12 protein-coding genes and 2 tRNA genes are annotated in these 15,751 nt (G+C 51.6%); 7 read left to right on the top strand and 7 right to left on the bottom strand.

Annotation, left to right across the window (positions count from 1 at the left end; translation table 11 throughout):
* Positions 1 to 101 precede the first annotated feature (101 nt).
* Together nac and cbl are read left to right on the top strand one after the other, a co-directional pair.
* Complete coding sequence (gene nac / locus AB4K05_RS18725) at positions 102 to 1,019, top strand: nitrogen assimilation transcriptional regulator NAC (protein ID WP_368481429.1); 918 nt, start codon at positions 102 to 104, stop codon at positions 1,017 to 1,019.
* A 102-nt stretch (positions 1,020 to 1,121) separates the two neighbouring features.
* Positions 1,122 to 2,072 carry an HTH-type transcriptional regulator Cbl gene (cbl, locus tag AB4K05_RS18720; RefSeq protein WP_368481428.1) on the top strand — a complete coding sequence of 317 codons (951 nt, stop codon included), beginning with the start codon at positions 1,122 to 1,124 and terminating at the stop codon, positions 2,070 to 2,072.
* A 104-nt stretch (positions 2,073 to 2,176) separates the two neighbouring features.
* Here cbl and AB4K05_RS18715 read toward each other — a convergent pair.
* Both AB4K05_RS18715 and mtfA read right to left on the bottom strand, forming a co-directional pair.
* A tRNA-Asn gene (locus AB4K05_RS18715) sits at positions 2,177 to 2,252 on the bottom strand.
* A 100-nt stretch (positions 2,253 to 2,352) separates the two neighbouring features.
* Complete coding sequence (gene mtfA / locus AB4K05_RS18710) at positions 2,353 to 3,147, bottom strand: DgsA anti-repressor MtfA (protein WP_368481427.1); 795 nt, start codon at positions 3,145 to 3,147, stop codon at positions 2,353 to 2,355.
* A gap of 93 nt (positions 3,148 to 3,240) precedes the next feature.
* Between mtfA and AB4K05_RS18705 the strand changes: the two genes are divergently transcribed.
* The 3 genes from AB4K05_RS18705 (at position 3,241) to AB4K05_RS18695 (ending at position 4,987) form a co-directional block, all read left to right on the top strand.
* Positions 3,241 to 3,330 (top strand) — tRNA-Ser (locus AB4K05_RS18705).
* Between the two features lie 327 nt (positions 3,331 to 3,657).
* Positions 3,658 to 4,287 carry a helix-turn-helix domain-containing protein gene (locus AB4K05_RS18700; protein ID WP_368481426.1) on the top strand — a complete coding sequence of 210 codons (630 nt, stop codon included), beginning with the start codon at positions 3,658 to 3,660 and terminating at the stop codon, positions 4,285 to 4,287.
* Between the two features lie 118 nt (positions 4,288 to 4,405).
* The gene (locus tag AB4K05_RS18695) at positions 4,406 to 4,987 is read left to right on the top strand and encodes an outer membrane beta-barrel protein (RefSeq protein WP_368481425.1); all 582 of its coding nucleotides are present in this window, start codon (positions 4,406 to 4,408) and stop codon (positions 4,985 to 4,987) included.
* Between the two features lie 49 nt (positions 4,988 to 5,036).
* Here AB4K05_RS18695 and AB4K05_RS18690 read toward each other — a convergent pair whose 3' ends face one another.
* The 3 genes from AB4K05_RS18690 to AB4K05_RS18680 form a co-directional block, all read right to left on the bottom strand.
* Positions 5,037 to 5,423: a hypothetical protein gene (locus AB4K05_RS18690; RefSeq protein WP_368481424.1), complete on the bottom strand. Its 387-nt coding sequence runs from the start codon at positions 5,421 to 5,423 to the stop codon at positions 5,037 to 5,039.
* Positions 5,424 to 5,567: 144 nt separating this feature from the next.
* Positions 5,568 to 7,217 (bottom strand): class I fumarate hydratase FumA, encoded by a 1,650-nt coding sequence (gene fumA, locus AB4K05_RS18685; protein ID WP_368481423.1) that lies wholly within the window; start codon positions 7,215 to 7,217, stop codon positions 5,568 to 5,570.
* A 56-nt stretch (positions 7,218 to 7,273) separates the two neighbouring features.
* The gene (locus tag AB4K05_RS18680; protein ID WP_368481422.1) at positions 7,274 to 8,788 is read right to left on the bottom strand and encodes an anion permease; all 1,515 of its coding nucleotides are present in this window, start codon (positions 8,786 to 8,788) and stop codon (positions 7,274 to 7,276) included.
* 625 nt (positions 8,789 to 9,413) lie between these two features.
* Here AB4K05_RS18680 and AB4K05_RS18675 point away from each other — a divergent pair.
* Entirely contained in the window at positions 9,414 to 12,218 is a 2,805-nt protein-coding gene (locus tag AB4K05_RS18675) for a flavocytochrome c (protein WP_368481421.1), read from the top strand.
* 66 nt (positions 12,219 to 12,284) lie between these two features.
* Positions 12,285 to 13,250: an FAD:protein FMN transferase gene (locus AB4K05_RS18670; protein WP_368481420.1), complete on the top strand. Its 966-nt coding sequence runs from the start codon at positions 12,285 to 12,287 to the stop codon at positions 13,248 to 13,250.
* On the opposite strand, the gene dcuR is transcribed toward AB4K05_RS18670, so the two are convergent.
* Together dcuR and AB4K05_RS18660 are read right to left on the bottom strand one after the other, a co-directional pair.
* Positions 13,231 to 13,950 (bottom strand): two-component system response regulator DcuR, encoded by a 720-nt coding sequence (gene dcuR / locus AB4K05_RS18665; protein WP_368481419.1) that lies wholly within the window; start codon positions 13,948 to 13,950, stop codon positions 13,231 to 13,233. The genes AB4K05_RS18670 and dcuR overlap by 20 nt on opposite strands.
* Positions 13,943 to 15,565: a sensor histidine kinase gene (locus tag AB4K05_RS18660; protein ID WP_368481418.1), complete on the bottom strand. Its 1,623-nt coding sequence runs from the start codon at positions 15,563 to 15,565 to the stop codon at positions 13,943 to 13,945. The genes dcuR and AB4K05_RS18660 overlap by 8 nt, the downstream gene beginning before the upstream one ends.
* Between the last annotated feature and the right edge of the window lie 186 nt (positions 15,566 to 15,751).

Raw genomic sequence — 15,751 nt, 5'->3', positions numbered from 1 at the left:
GTTTACGCGGTTTTAACGTGGTTTTTAAAATTGGCAAGCATCTTGCAACTCCTCCGACTACTTAACGCCAGCGTGGCAGTGGATCTCTACCGGAGGCAAAAATGAACTTCAGACGACTGAAGTACTTCGTGAAAATCGTCGATATCGGCAGCCTGACTCAGGCGGCTGAAGTGTTGCATATTGCACAGCCTGCACTCAGCCAGCAGGTCGCGACTCTTGAAGGTGAGCTTGATCAGCAGTTGCTTATCCGCACTAAGCGTGGCGTAACCCCAACCGAAGCCGGTAAGGTGCTGTATACCCATGCGCGCACCATCTTACGTCAGTGCGAGCAGGCTCAGTTGGCGGTCCACAACGTAGGGCAGACGCTCAGCGGCACCGTCTCTATTGGCCTGGCGCCGGGAACGGCGGCATCATCGATAACCATGCCGCTGCTGCAGGCGGTGCGCAATGAGCTGCCGGAAGTGCTGGTGTACCTGCATGAAAATAGTGGAACCGTACTGAACGACAAGCTGCTAAACGGCCAGTTAGACATGGCGGTTCTGTACGATCGTGCGCCGCTGGCGGGCATTGTGAGCCAGCCGCTGCTAAAAGAAGACCTTTATCTGGTGGGAACCCGTGATTGCCCAGGACAGAGCGTTGACCTGACCGCAGTGGCGGAAATGAATCTGTTCTTACCCCGCGACTACAGCGCCGTTCGCGCCCGCGTCGACGAAGCGTTTTCATTGCGCCGGTTAACGGCCAAAATTATCGGTGAGATTGATTCTATCTCTACGCTGACCGCAGCGATTGCCAGCGGCATGGGCGTGACGGTTCTGCCTGAATCGGCAGCGCGTTCGCTGTGTAGCGCGGCAAACGGCTGGATGGCGCGGATCACCACACCATCGATGAGCCTGCCGCTTTCTTTAAATATTTCTGCGCGTGGACAATTAACGCCGCAGGCGCAGGCGGTGAAAGAAATTCTGATGTCGTTGGTGAGCCGTCCTATGCTCGACAACCGGGAATTGCTGCTGGTGAGCTAAGCTTATATTCCATTCAGATATAACTTGCTGGTTTTTATTATTTGTTCACCCGGTCAACAGACTTTAACAATAGTGCAATGTCTGCTTGAACCGGAGGGAAGCGTGAACTTCCAGCAACTGAAAATAATACGTGAAGCGGCGCGACAGGATTACAACCTGACCGAAGTCGCCAATATGCTTTACACATCACAGTCTGGCGTAAGCCGGCATATTCGCGAGCTTGAAGAAGAGCTAGGGATTGAGATCTTTATTCGTCGCGGAAAGCGCTTATTAGGCATGACCGAGCCGGGCAAAGCCCTGCTGGTGATTGCCGAGCGTATTCTCAATGAGGCCAGCAACGTCCGCCGCCTGGCCGATCTCTTTACTAACGATGCCTCCGGTGTGCTAACTATTGCCACTACGCACACCCAGGCACGTTACAGCCTGCCGCCAGTGATTAAGGCATTTCGCGAGATTTTCCCCGACGTGCGTCTGGAACTGATTCAGGGCACGCCGCAGGAAATTGACGTGCTGCTACACAGCGGCGGTGCTGATATTGGTATCGCCAGCGAACGTTTGAGCAATGACGCCACGCTGGTGGCGTTCCCATGGTTCCGCTGGCACCACAGCCTACTGGTTCCCAAAGATCATCCGCTCACCCATACCACGCCGCTGACGCTGGAAGCAATTGCCCGTTGGCCGCTGATTACCTATCGGCAGGGCATTACCGGCCGTTCGCGCATTGATGAAGCGTTTAATCGCAAAGGCCTGACGCCGGATATTGTGCTCAGCGCGCAGGATTCCGACGTTATCAAAACCTACGTTGATCTGGGTTTAGGGATTGGGCTGGTGGCGGAACAGTCGGGAGATTCGCAAGAATCAGACAGTCTAGTACGGCTGGACACCCACCACCTGTTTGACGCCAATACGGTATGGCTTGGCCTAAAGCGCGGGCAGCTGCAACGAAACTATGTTTGGCGCTTTATCGAGCTTTGCAATGCCGGGCTATCGCTTGAAGAAATTAAGTCCCAGGCGATGGCGTTGGAAGAAACTGTGCTGGATTACCAAATATAAGATGTGGCCAAGGACTGGCTGACGTTAAGGCATCACCATCAGGTTTCAATGGCGCTGAATGCTAAAAAGCAAAAAGCCCGCTCGAAAGCAGGCTTTTCTAAATATGGCTCCTCTGACTGGACTCGAACCAGTGACATACGGATTAACAGTCCGCCGTTCTACCGACTGAACTACAGAGGAATCGTGTGAACGAGGCGAATACTACTGGGCCTCGATATTTGTGTCAACACTAAATTTAACTTGCTGATTCAATTGGCTGAAATTAGCTCAGCTTGTTGTTTTAGTGTACTGTCGATGGATTTTCATCCGGTTGGCTATTATCGCGTAACCGCTGCAGCGGATCTTGACGATAGAAGCCGCAGAAACGCTGCCAGAGAGCAGGGAAGCGCGGCGCGAAAAGTTCGGGTGCGCTGAAAAAATACTCAGAGAGCACGGCAAAACATTCCGCCGGGTCAGTGGCGGCATAGGCGTCAATGCTGGCCGCATTTTCTCCTACTAAATCAATCTCATCTTGAATGTTATTCATTGCCGCGTGCAGGTCATGCTCCCAGCCTGCCACGTCGCGTAATGGAATGAACGGGACGCCGCTGGCGCGATCGCCGTTACGAGTATCCAGTTTATGTGCCACTTCATGAACGATCAGATTAAAACCGGAAGCATCGAATGAATCTTGAATATCCAGCCAGTTCAAAACGATAGGGCCTTGTTGCCAGCTTTGACCGGACTGCACGACCCGCTGGCTATGAACCAGACCAATGTCATCTTCCCATTCATCATCAACCACGAAAGGTGCTGGATAGATCAGTATTTCATGGAAACCATCGAGCCATTCGAAACCCAGCTCCAAAACGGGCAGACAAAACAGCAAAGCAATGCGCGCCTCTGTTACTGGTTCAACGGCCAATCCCTGCAAAAACACCAGTCGTTTTTGTTGTAGAAAACGCTCGGCAAGCTGTACCAGCTTTACCTGTTCGTCGTTAGACAGCGGAGCTAACAGCGGTATTGCCAAGGCTTGCGCCCACGGCAAATCTGTTACATCGGCGGTATCGCTTGCTTTCCAGGGCCATTTAATCATCGTTTTGCTCGCAAACTCGTCACTTGAACGCAATTGAAGAGACTGGGTCTGTTAAAATGCCAAATAACTTGGCATGATGGCAACCATCAAAACGGAGAGATGCCGGAGCGGCTGAACGGACTAGTCTCGAAAACTAGAGTAGGGGCAACTCTACCGGGGGTTCAAATCCCCCTCTCTCCGCCAATTTCAACAAGTTACATCCCCTGTTTCCATCGACTATTTCCTTACCAAAACGTTCGTAGAATATTTTCGTAACTGCGGTACGTCACTTCATTCTGTACGCAATTGTGATATTGAACACAGGAATACTCCACGTTTACCGTATTCATGTCATAGAACCCTTGGTTATGTACGTTTTCTCTGCGATGTACGCTGTCATCTGGTTTATTTTTAAACAAAATAACGATGTCGATTCCCTAACTAACATGAGTAAATGCTGAGTTACGAATTTTTCACGGAAATTTTGTCGTGTTTTATAATTGTGCTGATTGCTAATGACCAGGTACCGCTATGCATATCTTACCGCCTATTCGTCCAGAGTTGAGTATTCAGCGTTTGACCGCGCTGCTTGAACCGATTGCCGAGAAGATGAAAGTTGTGCCCCGAAAACGTATAACATGGACGCATAAAAACCGGCAGCAACTGTATCTTTTTCTTGGCGGCGAACTCTCGATTTTACGTGCCTCTGATGGGCTGTTGATTGTTACCGTTTACGAACCGCATCTGTTTGGGATTGCCGAAATGATCCAGCCGGTCCGCGGTCATCTGCTGCGTGCTGAAACGGAATCGACCATACTGCGCGTTGATGCCCAAACGGCGATGGACACTTTTCGCGAGCACGGCGCATGGGAAGATGTGGTCACATTGCTGTCGTATCATACCGCCTATCTTTTCTATCGCGATGCCCTGCTGGTACAACAGAAAACCTATGCGGTTATCCGCAGCCATTTACAAGAAATGAGCCTGCTTTCAGAAGATACGCGCATGCGGGTATCTATTCTTGATTATATCCAAGAACGTACTCATTTATCGCGCAGCAGCGTTCTTAACGTATTGTCAGCACTGAAAAATGGCAATTATATTAATTTTAAACGCGGCGGTTATCTGGTTGAATTAAATCAGTTGCCCGAGCGATTTTAGCAATAAGCGGTTGTCCAAAATTAAACAACAAAATGATTATCAGCGGCGTTTTTATCTCTTATGGTAGATCCACTTTATCTAATTCATTTATTTAATGACGGGTCGAAATAGGATTGTTATGAAGAAGACGCTTATTACGTTAATTATCGTTAATGCTTTTACCGCAACAACGGCATTTGCTGCCGCAGAGGCCGGAACATGGTACGCGGGTTCTAAATTTGGTTGGTCTCATTACAATGACACCAATTCTCACCACGATGCTGATTTCGATGGTGATAATGTTGGCGGCGGTATTTTTACCGGATACCAAATTAACAACTGGCTGGCTGTTGAAGGCGGATATGATTATTTAGGTAATATGGGCGTCAATGGAAACCATGGCGCTCCGGGTACAAAAATGAAAAGCCAGGGGCTTCAGGCTTCATTGAAAGCCAGCTATGGCCTGAACAGCGACTGGGATCTGTATGGTCGTGTCGGGGTGATGGGCTATCGTGCAGAGTCTGATATTAAAGGCCATAACAACTTCGATACCGGCATTCGCCCAGTACTGGCAGTTGGTACCGAGTACGCCTTTAACAACAACTGGGCGGGACGTCTTGAATACCAGTGGGTTAGTAACGTCGGTAACGCCAATCAGATTGGTGTCAGCAGCGATGTTAGTTCTGTGATGGCTGGCATCAGTTACCGCTTTGGCCAATAAAGCACATTGTTGAAAAAAGCTCCCTCATTTATCGTGAGGGGGCTTTTTTTTATCCCCGAAGAAGAGGCTTTAGCGAGGTATTTACCTGCTGTAGTCCAGCGAAATTATGTTCTTTGAAATAAAAGTTATTCACCATCCGAAATTGATCAAGCTTAGACAGGGACATATAAACCTGGTGTGCTTGGCTGTGAGCGTCAAAAATCTCCGCGGGTTTCACATCTAATAAGTATTCAGATTTCAGGCTGAGTGTCAGATTATCAATAATCTGCTTGTTTTCCTGGTGCAATGCGGCCATTTCAGCCGGTTTTACCGATGATTTTACATTGGCAATAACGGGGATAGTGGCTGAATCTATGTGGGTTAATTGGGTTGGGGGCGCGGTGTTACAGGCACTAAGCGTTGCGATAGCGAGCAGCGTAAAAGATAATTTGTACATGGTATTTCCTGATGAAAATTACGCTGTCTATTATCTTTCTTGCCAATGCTTGCGCGAGTGTTGATTGATTTAAATATAAATTTCGAATGGGGGGAATAACTAACGGTTCCTTCCCCATTTGGGAAAGAAACCGTTATGACAACATTAACGCTGAGGGCATCCAGCGCACTGTGAGTTTTGGATCTGCTGGAAGAAGTCGTTGCCTTTATCGTCCACTAGCACGAAGGCCGGGAAGTTTTCGACTTCAATTTTCCAGATGGCTTCCATTCCCAGTTCAGGGTAGGCCACACACTCTAGACTCTTAATGCTGGATTGCGCCAAGACGGCTGCCGGGCCGCCGATGCTGCCGAGGTAGAATCCGCCGTGTTTATGACAGGCGTCGGTGACCTGCTGGCTCCGGTTACCTTTCGCCAGCATGACCATGCTTGCGCCGTGAGACTGGAGCAGATCAACGTAGGAATCCATACGGCCTGCAGTGGTTGGGCCTAATGAACCGGAGGCATAGCCTTCTGGCGTTTTTGCCGGCCCCGCGTAGTAGATCGGGTGATCTTTCACGTATTGCGGCAGTTCTTCACCGTTATCCAGCAGCTCTTTAAGCTTGGCGTGGGCGATATCACGCGCAACGATAATTGTCCCGTTCAGCGACAGGCGGGTTGAAACCGGATGTGCGGAGAGCTGAGCCTGAATCTCGCTCATCGGCTGATTCAAGTTGATGCTGACCGCATTGCCTTCACCTTGCTGACGCAGGGATTCCGGAATGTACTGTGCTGGATTGTGCTCGAGTTTTTCGATCCAAATGCCATCGCGGTTGATTTTTGCTTTGATATTACGGTCTGCGGAGCACGATACGCCCATGCCGATTGGGCAGGATGCGCCGTGACGCGGCAGACGGATAATGCGGATATCGTGAGCAAAATACTTACCGCCAAACTGCGCGCCAAGGCCGAGATTTTGCGCCTCGATCATCAGTTCCTGTTCCAGTTTCACATCGCGGAACGCTTGGCCGTGCTCATTACCTTCGGTTGGCAGACCGTCGTAATAGCGTGTAGAAGCCAGTTTCACCGTTTTCAGCGTCACTTCTGCAGAGGTGCCGCCAATAACAAATGCGATATGGTAAGGAGGGCAGGCCGCGGTACCAAGGGTGCGCATTTTCTCTACCAGATAGTTTTTCAATTTAGCCGGGGTGATCAGCGCTTTGGTTTCCTGGTAGAGATAGGTTTTGTTCGCTGAGCCGCCGCCTTTGGCGATGCACAGGAATTTGTACTCGTCGCCGTCAACGCTGTAGAGGTCAATTTGCGCCGGTAGGTTGGTGCCGGTGTTGACCTCTTTGTACATATCCAGCGCGGCGTTTTGGGAATAGCGCAGGTTGTCGGAGATATAGGTGTTGTACACGCCCTGTGACAGCGCGGCTTCATCGCCGCCGCCGGTCCAAACGCGCTGGCCTTTTTTGCCCATGATGATGGCGGTGCCGGTATCCTGACAGGTTGGCAGCACGCCTTTGGCGGCTATTTCTGAGTTACGCAGGAACTGCAGGGCAACATACTTATCGTTTTCGCTGGCTTCCGGGTCGCTTAAGATTGCCGCCACCTGTTTCTGGTGGGATGGGCGCAGCATGAAAGCGGCATCGTGAAACGCCTGTTGAGCGAGCAGGGTCAGCGCTGCAGGCTCAACTTTTAATACATCTTGGCCGTCAAACTGGGCCACGGAGACGTGCTCACGGCTTAACAGATAATATTCGGTGTCGTCATGGGACAGCGGGAAGGGGTTCTGGTAGAAAAACGGTTTGTTCGACATAGCTCTTCACTCCACAAAAATAAAACCGCCGGAAGTTGCCCTCCGACGGTTATGAATCAGAACATCATGGACATCCACGGATAGCCGATAAGCAGCAGGGCCGCGAGGAAGATGGCCCCAAAGATGGTGCCAAGGCGCCAGTAATCTTTGGTTGGCAGATAGCCGCTGCCGTAGTAGATCGGGCTTGGGCCGGTACCGTACGGGGTGATAATCCCCATGATGCCTAGCGAGGTCACCATCAGCAGCACGAAGACTTCCATGTTAATGCCTGGGATGGTCGAGGCGATGGTCAGCATCGCTGGCAGCAGCGCGGTGGTGTGTGCGGTGGTGCTGGCAAACAGGTAGTGCAGCAGGTAGAACGCCAGCAGCAGAACGATGGTCGCCACGTTTGGCGAGATTCCGCTCATCAGCATGCCGCCTTCTTTACCCAGCCAGGCGATAAAGCCGGTGGAAGAGAGACCATCCGCCAGCGCCACCAGGGTGGCAAACCAGACGAAGGTGTTCCAAGCCGCTTTGTTGCCGGTGATATCGTTCCACTCCAGCACGCCGGTCCACAGCATCAGACTGACGATTAACAGAGCAGCCAGCGCCGGTTCAATCCACGCGGCGGCGAAGATCCACATCATCAGTGCGCAGCAAACAAACACCAGCAGCAGGATCTCGTTGCGTGACAGTTTGCCCAGTTTTTCCAGTTCACGTGCAGCCCACAGCGGCACTTCGTCGTTGATTTTAACTTCCGGCGGGTAGAACCAGTAAGCCAGCAGCGGCATGGTGAGGATCAACAGGATACCCAGCGGCAGGAAGGCGATAAACCAGGTGCCCCAAGAGATGTTGATGCCGACAATGCTTTTCACCAGCGCCAGCGCCAGCAGGTTAGGCGCAAGGGCGGAGAGGAACATCGAGCTGGTAATACAGGCAGCGGTAATCGCGACCCACATCAGATAAGAACCAATTTTGCGTGAGCTTGGATCGTTTGGTTTCGAGCCGTACAGCGGTGGCAGGTTAGCGATAATCGGGTAGATGGTCCCGCCGCTACGTGCGGTGTTGGACGGGGTAAACGGCGCTAACAACAGATCAGCGAAGGTAATCGCATAGCCCAGCGTCAGGCTGCGGCGGCCTAAGTATTTCACCAAGATCAGCGCCAGACGGCGGCCGAAGCGGGTTTTGTCGTAGCCGGCGGCAAACATGAAGGCACCGAAAATCAGCCATACGGTAGAGTTACCGAAGCCGCTCACCGCCCATTTAAAGGAAGCGCCCGCCAGCTTGAATTTCGGATCGGCTAACTGATCTGGGCTAAACAGCACCCACTGGCTGCACAGGGCGATAGCCACCACCCCGGTCAAACCGATAACGGCGCCCGGCAGCGGTTCGAAGATAAGGCCGACAATGACGCCAACGAAAATAGCGAAGTAGTACCAGGCATAAGGAGGAAGCCCGTCAGGAACCGGGACGAAGAGCAGCAGCACGGCCACGATAACGGGCAGTGCCATCATCAGAAGGCGTTTTTTGTTTCCATCCTTCTGTTTACTCACCGGAGTCGGCGAGTGCGATGTCGCAGATTTCTCGTTCATATTACGCTTCTATAAGTAGTTAATAATTCGGTTTGCTAAAACGCCGCTGTGCTTTTTTTAGTTTTTTTACTTTATTTTGGTTTCAAAAGTCAGGGTGGCGTTTTTATATAAAAGTCTTCATCGCTATTTTATTTAGCGCTGATTGCAAAAATTCTTATATTTATATAATGCTCTTTTAGAGGCCAATGCAATTGATCGTGATCAAAAAAAATCAGAAGCGGTGTTATTTTTAAACATCATTAAATAACCCTATTTGATTATGGGTTATTGGCGAGGTGATGTCTATTTCGCGATCTATTTAATGGCTGTTTTCTGTATTGCAATGTATATGTATTTAATTGATTTTGTTGAATTAAATTTATTGACGTGACTGGTTTTACCACTTCATGGCAAGTTGCAAATAGATTGCATTTTATTAAATTATTGTGAATAAAAATGAGCTAATTAATAACGCTATAGGAGTAGCTGTGTTATTAGAGGGATTAAATAGTTTTATAACTAACGTAATGACTTTAGTAACTAAAATTATCGCTATATTAATAGCATGATATCGGCAGAACAAATAACTCAAATACAGTCCGATCCGAATTCTTGAATTTAATTTTAAAGTTTGGAGTTTCCAATTATGAAAAGTGATCATCGCGTATTCAGCTCCGTCACATTACCCAATGGCACCGAGCTTAAAAACCGTTTGTTTATGGCGCCAATGACAACCTGCGCTGGCTACTACGACGGTTCCGTCAGCAGCGAGCTGGTGGAGTACTACCGTGCCCGCGCCGGAAGCATCGGCACCATCATTGTAGAATGTTGTTTTGTTGATGATTTAGGTCTGGCGTTCCCAGGTGCTCTGGGCATCGACAACGACGACAAAATCGCGGGTCTGGCAAAAATCGCCGCCGCAATCAAATCCAAAGGTTCAAAAGCGCTGCTGCAAATTTATCATGGCGGCCGCATGGTTGATCCTAAGCTTATCGGTGGCCGTACACCGGTAGGCCCTAGCGCCGTTGCTGCCCCGCGTGATGGTGCGGCGACACCGGTGGCCCTCACCACCGAAGAAGTCGAAGGCATGGTTGGCAAATTCGGTGATGCGGTACGCCGTGCGATTCAGGCAGGCTTTGATGGCGTGGAGATCCACGGCGCCAACACTTACCTGATCCAACAGTTCTACTCCCCTAACTCCAACCAGCGTGACGACGAATGGGGCGGCAGCCGCGATAACCGCGCTAAATTCCCGCTGGCGGTGCTGGACATCACCCATAAAATGGTGCGCCAGTACGCTGACGACGCGTTCATCATCGGCTACCGTTTCTCTCCGGAAGAGATGGAGGTCCCCGGCATCCGTTTTGACGATACGGTCTATCTGCTGGAAAAACTGGCGGCACGTGGGTTGGATTACCTGCACTTCTCCGTAGGCGCAACCCTGCGTCCGTCCATTGTCGATACCACCGATCCGACTCCGCTGATTGAGAAATACGTGGCAATGCGTTCTGAAACGCTGGCACAGGTGCCGGTGATGGGCGTGGGCGGCGTGGTCAATGAAAGCGACGTGGAGACCGCGATGGCGCACGGCTATGACTTCGTTGCTGTCGGCCGCGCCTGCATTGCGTATCCAGATTGGGCCGACCGTATTGCCGATGCCCAAGCGCTGGAGCTGTTTATCGACAGCACCCAACGTGAAGCGTTGAACATCCCGGAACCGCTGTGGCGCTTCTCGCTGGTAGAAGCGATGATCCGCGATATGAGCATGTCGGTGTCCAAATTTAAACCCGGCGTGTTCGTTGAAACCGTTCAGGACGAAGCCGGCGAGCTGGTGATTAACGTCAGCCTCGAAACTGACCGCATTGCCGATATTGAACTGACCGGCGGCGTCGATCAGGACGTTGAGTTCGTCACCAGTTTTGAAGAGATCCGTTCACGCATTCTTGATGCCAACACCCCGCACGTTGATGCCATTTCTGGCGCAACCAGCCAGAGCGAAGCGGTTAAAAAAGCCGTGTCGAAAGCGATGATGAAATCAGGCAAGGCGCTTTTGGCGGAAGAGGGTGGCGATGTTGCCGCTCCTCAAGCCTACGACGTTGTGGTTGTTGGTAGCGGTGGCGCAGGTCTGGCGGCGGCGATTCAAGCGCACGACGACGGCGCTCGCGTGCTGATTGTTGAGAAAATGCCAACCATCGGCGGTAACACCATTAAAGCCTCTGCGGGGATGAATGCCGCTGAAACGCGCTTCCAGCGGGTAAAAGGCATTGAGGATAGCAAAGAGCTGTTTTATGCCGAGACGCTGAAAGGCGGGCACAATAAAAACAACCCAGCGCTGCTGCGTCGCTTTGTGGAAACCGCACCACAGGCCATCGAATGGCTGGCCGACCGCGGCATTATGCTCAATGACATCACCACTACTGGTGGGATGAGTATTGACCGTACGCACCGTCCAAAAGACGGCTCGGCTGTGGGGGGCTATCTGATTAGTGGTTTGGTGCGTAACGTGACCAAACGTCAGATTGATGTGATGCTGGATACCGCAGTGGTCGATATCGTGATGGAGGGTGGCGAAGTCTCTGCCGTTCGTCTGTTGACCGATGAGAAAGAAACTCTGACCATCCAGACGCGCTGCATTATCGTGGCAACCGGTGGTTTTAGCGCCAACAGTGAGATGGTGGTGAAATATCGCCCGGATCTCGCGGGCTTTGTGACCACTAACCACAAAGGGGCGACCGGTGGTGGCATCGCGCTACTGGAACGTATCGGCGCGGGCACGGTCGATATGGGCGAAATTCAAATTCACCCAACCGTCGAGCAGAAAACCTCTTATCTGGTGTCTGAATCGATTCGCGGTGGCGGGGCCATTTTGGTTAACCAGAACGGTAATCGCTTCTTCAATGAAATGTCGACCCGCGATAAAGTTTCCGCCGCTATCATTGCGCTGCCGGAGCACTATGCTTACATCGTGTTCGACGAGCATGTCCGTTCGAAAAACAAAGCGGCAGATGAATACATTGCCAAAGGCCTCGTGACCAGCGCCAGTACGCCAAGTGCGTTGGCGGCGAAACTGGGACTTGATGAAACCGCCTTCCTAGCGACGCTTGCCCGCTACAATGTGGCCGTCGAAAAACAGGACGACGAAGAGTTCGGTCGTACCACCGCACTGCGCGCGCCGCTGAATGAAGGCCCGTATCACGCGATTCAGATAGCGCCGGGCGTTCACCACACCATGGGTGGTGTGACTATCAATACCGATACCTGTGTCTTGAATGCGCAAAAACAGGCCATTCCGGGTGCATATGCGGCAGGTGAAGTGGTTGGCGGTATTCACGGTGGTAACCGTATTGGCGGGAATGCCGTGGCTGATATTATTATCTTTGGTACGCTTGCTGGTCATCAGGCCGCACAGCGCGCACAACAGATACCTTGGGCCATGCTTGAATCTGCATAATTAAGCCCCGTACCCCGGCTTCAATCATTGAAGCCGGGTTATTACCATCAATTACAGGGGGAATGAATGTCAGACACTACAAGGGTTTACAGTTATTCCGCCGTTCTGATGGGCTCTCCCATTCTGCTTAAGCTTTTTTCCCACGATGAAGCGCTCGCTTCCCGCGTTTTCCGCCTTATCAAACAGTATGAAGACCTGCTAACCGTTAACCGTGCCCAGTCACAGGTGATGGATATCAACCATGCCGCCGGCAAGCATTCGGTCAGCGTAAGTGGCCCGGTTTATGCCTTAATCAAATGTGCGAAAGCGGCAAGTACATTGCCAGATAGCGCGTTTAACTTGGCGATTGGTCCGCTGGTCAAACGTTGGCGCATTGGTTTTCGCGGCGATACCGTTCCCCCCGCGCAGGATATCGCGCGTCTGCTGGCGTTGACAAACCCGAACCAAGTGGTACTCAACGATGCAGAGCAGAGCGTTTATCTGGCGCTGCCGGAAATGGAAATCGATCTTGGTGCGATTGCGAAGGGCTATATCGCCGATCGGGTACGCGATTATCTGCATCAGGAAGGCGTCGCTCAGGGGCTCATTAATCTTGGGGGAAACGTACAGACGCTGGGATCGCCGGAAGGCGGCTGGTCAATTGGCCTGAAAAAACCGTTTTCTACGTCTGGTTCAATGATTGGCTCGCTGGAGATCGCCAATAAATCGGTGGTGACTTCCGGCGTCTATGAGCGCTTTTTTGAGCACAATGGCCAGATTTATCACCATATTCTCGATCCCCGTACCGGGTACCCGTTGAACAACGAACTCGATAGCGTGACGATTATCAGCGAAGATTCTATTGATGGCGATATCTGGACGACGCTGATGTACGGGATGGGTGTCGAAAAAGGCTGCGCTGCACTACGTAAACGCCCTGATATCGAAGCCATTTTTGTGACTAAAGCGAAAGAGGTGGTGTTGTCATCAAGCCACCACTATCGCTTTACTCTGCTGGATAACGATTACCGTCTTACTGGCAGTACTGTTTAAGCAGGGCGTATTGTTCCGGCTGTAGGCGGTAGCGATAAACGGGGCGGCCGGTGGCGCCGTAGTGAATGCTAGTGAACAAGATATTCACCTGGGCCAACCAGATGAGGTATTTGCGGCATGAGACGCGGGATATATTGACCGCCTGCGCCAGATCGTCGGTGGAGAACTCGGTGTCTGGATGCGCATCTATCCACTGGCACAACGTGCGCAAAGTCTGCGGGGTCAAGCCTTTGGGCAGACGCTTGGTGTCCGCCAGCTCCGGTGTTCCGCCGTGCAGCAGTCGGTCAACGTCGGCCTGCTCGTAGTAAGAGTGGCTGCCCATCAGTTGTTTTTTCTCACGCCAGCTTAACAGCGCCTCTTCAAAACGCGGGAACTGGAACGGTTTGATGAGATAGTCCACGACGCCATAGCGCATTGCGGTTTGCACAGTAGCAGCGTCAGAAGCGGAGGAGATCATGATAACGTCGATTGCGCGACCGGAATTGCGGACGATGGGCAGAAGATCCAGACCGCTGTCCTGCTGCATATAAACATCTAATAAGATGAGATCGATAGGCTGGGCGCGATCCATCACGTTGTCTTTAGCCTGCTGCAGCGTCGAGGCGATACCTGTGCAGACGAAACCGTCAACGCGCTCGATGTAACAGCGGTTAAGGTCGGCCACCATGGCATCATCATCGACAATCAAAACATTAATCACGCGGTGTTCCTCTCGAATCCCAGGGAATATTGACAAAAAATTGTGTAAACACGCCAGGCTCTGACTCGACGGAAAGGATGCCGCCAAGATTCTCCGTTTGTTGGCGGGCCAAGAATAGACCCACGCCGCGGTTTTCGCCTTTGGTTGAAAAGCCTTTATTAAAGATAGCGTCTATTTGCTCAGGCTCGATACCCGGGCCATCGTCGCTGACTTCGCCGCTGAGCCAGCCGTTTTGATAGTGTAACAGCAGGCCAATTTCGCCTTCCCCCTGAGGAGCCATGGCATCCAACGCGTTCTCGATCAAATTACCGAGCACGGTAACGAGAACCGCAACTTGGATTTCGTTCGGATTGTCGGGGATAAGGCTCTCTTCGGCCAGCGTCAGGTTGACGCCCAAAGAGCTTGCGCGGTTGATTTTGCCCAACAGGAAACCGGCAATAATCGGCGATTTGATTTTACGCTGCAGCAAACCGATGTCGGTTTGATAGTTCTGCGCGGTTTGCAAAATGTACTCTTCGAGTTTGTCGTAGCGCTTCATATGCAGTAAGCCCAAAATGACGTGCAGCTTATTCATAAACTCGTGGGAGTGGCTACGCAGGGCGTCGATATAATTGACCAGCCCGTCCATCCGCTGCATCAACTGACTGATTTCAGTCTTATCGCGGAAGGTGCTGATTGCGCCAATCACCCGTTTATTATTCATCACCGGAACGGTGTTACACAGCAGCAGGCGACCGTTACAGCCTATTTCTCGGTCGGCAATGGCTTGGCCACTGGCGAGCACTTCTTTGAGATTCACCAGCAGCGGGGCGTGCCGTGGAACGTCCGAACCGTTGTCATGGGTGGATAAGAGAAACTCACGGGCGGCTTGGTTTATCAGCGTAACCCGACCTTTATCGTCAACGGCAATAACCCCTTCGCGTAGCGACTGCAGCATGGCTTGGCGCTGTTCAAACAGGCTGGAGATCTCGTGCGGTTCGAGACCAAACAGAATATTTTTCAAGACGCGTACGAGTCCCCAAATACCCAATGTCCCAACGATGGCGCTAAACAATACGAACCAGATGGCATTCCAGCGCGCGCGGCTCAACTGCTCATCAACCTTTTGCAGCGAGATACCAACAATCACCACGCCAATTTGTTGGCTGCGGTCGTTGTAAATGGGGGTGAAAACGCGTAGAGCTTCGGCCAGAACGCCGTGGTTAATCGATAGATTTTCCTGACCTTTTAACGCAGGTTGCAGATCGACGCCGATAAAGTGTTGTCCGATGAGCTTGGTGTTGGGGTGAGAGTATCGCACGGCATCCATGTTGGTCACGACCGCATAGAGCAGGCCGTTGCGCTTTTGTACTGCGGTGGCGATTGGCTCAATAATATTTTGATCGGGCGGGAAACTTAGCCCTCGCTTGATTTCAGGCGAATCTGCCAAGGTACGCGCAATCGCAAAGGCGGTATCTTCCACGCCGGCACGAGTCGCTTTAGTGATTTGGATAAAGTAGAAGGCGTAGACCACCAGCAGCACGGAAAAAATGACGCTACAAACCATCAGCGTGACCAACGTACTGAGCTTCATTGGGCGCTTTAGGTGTGGCTGAGAGGGTGGCTTGTTGCGCATTAAAACCTTCATTTATCAATGGCGAAAATACATTATCGCCGATGTGACCGAATACATAAATACCCGTCATACTTCAAGTTACCGCTGCGCGGGCTGAACAATTTATTTAGCTTAAAGCGGCTGCGTCCTTACAAAAGCTCACCTCTCTTTGTGACCTTACTCTCAGAGCGACTCATACAAAACACT

It is taken from the genome of Kluyvera sp. STS39-E (assembly GCF_040932435.1).
Lineage (GTDB): Bacteria > Pseudomonadota > Gammaproteobacteria > Enterobacterales > Enterobacteriaceae > Kluyvera.
The sequence above is the reverse complement of the archived record's forward strand: the minus strand, read 5'-3'. Positions and strand labels throughout refer to the sequence as shown.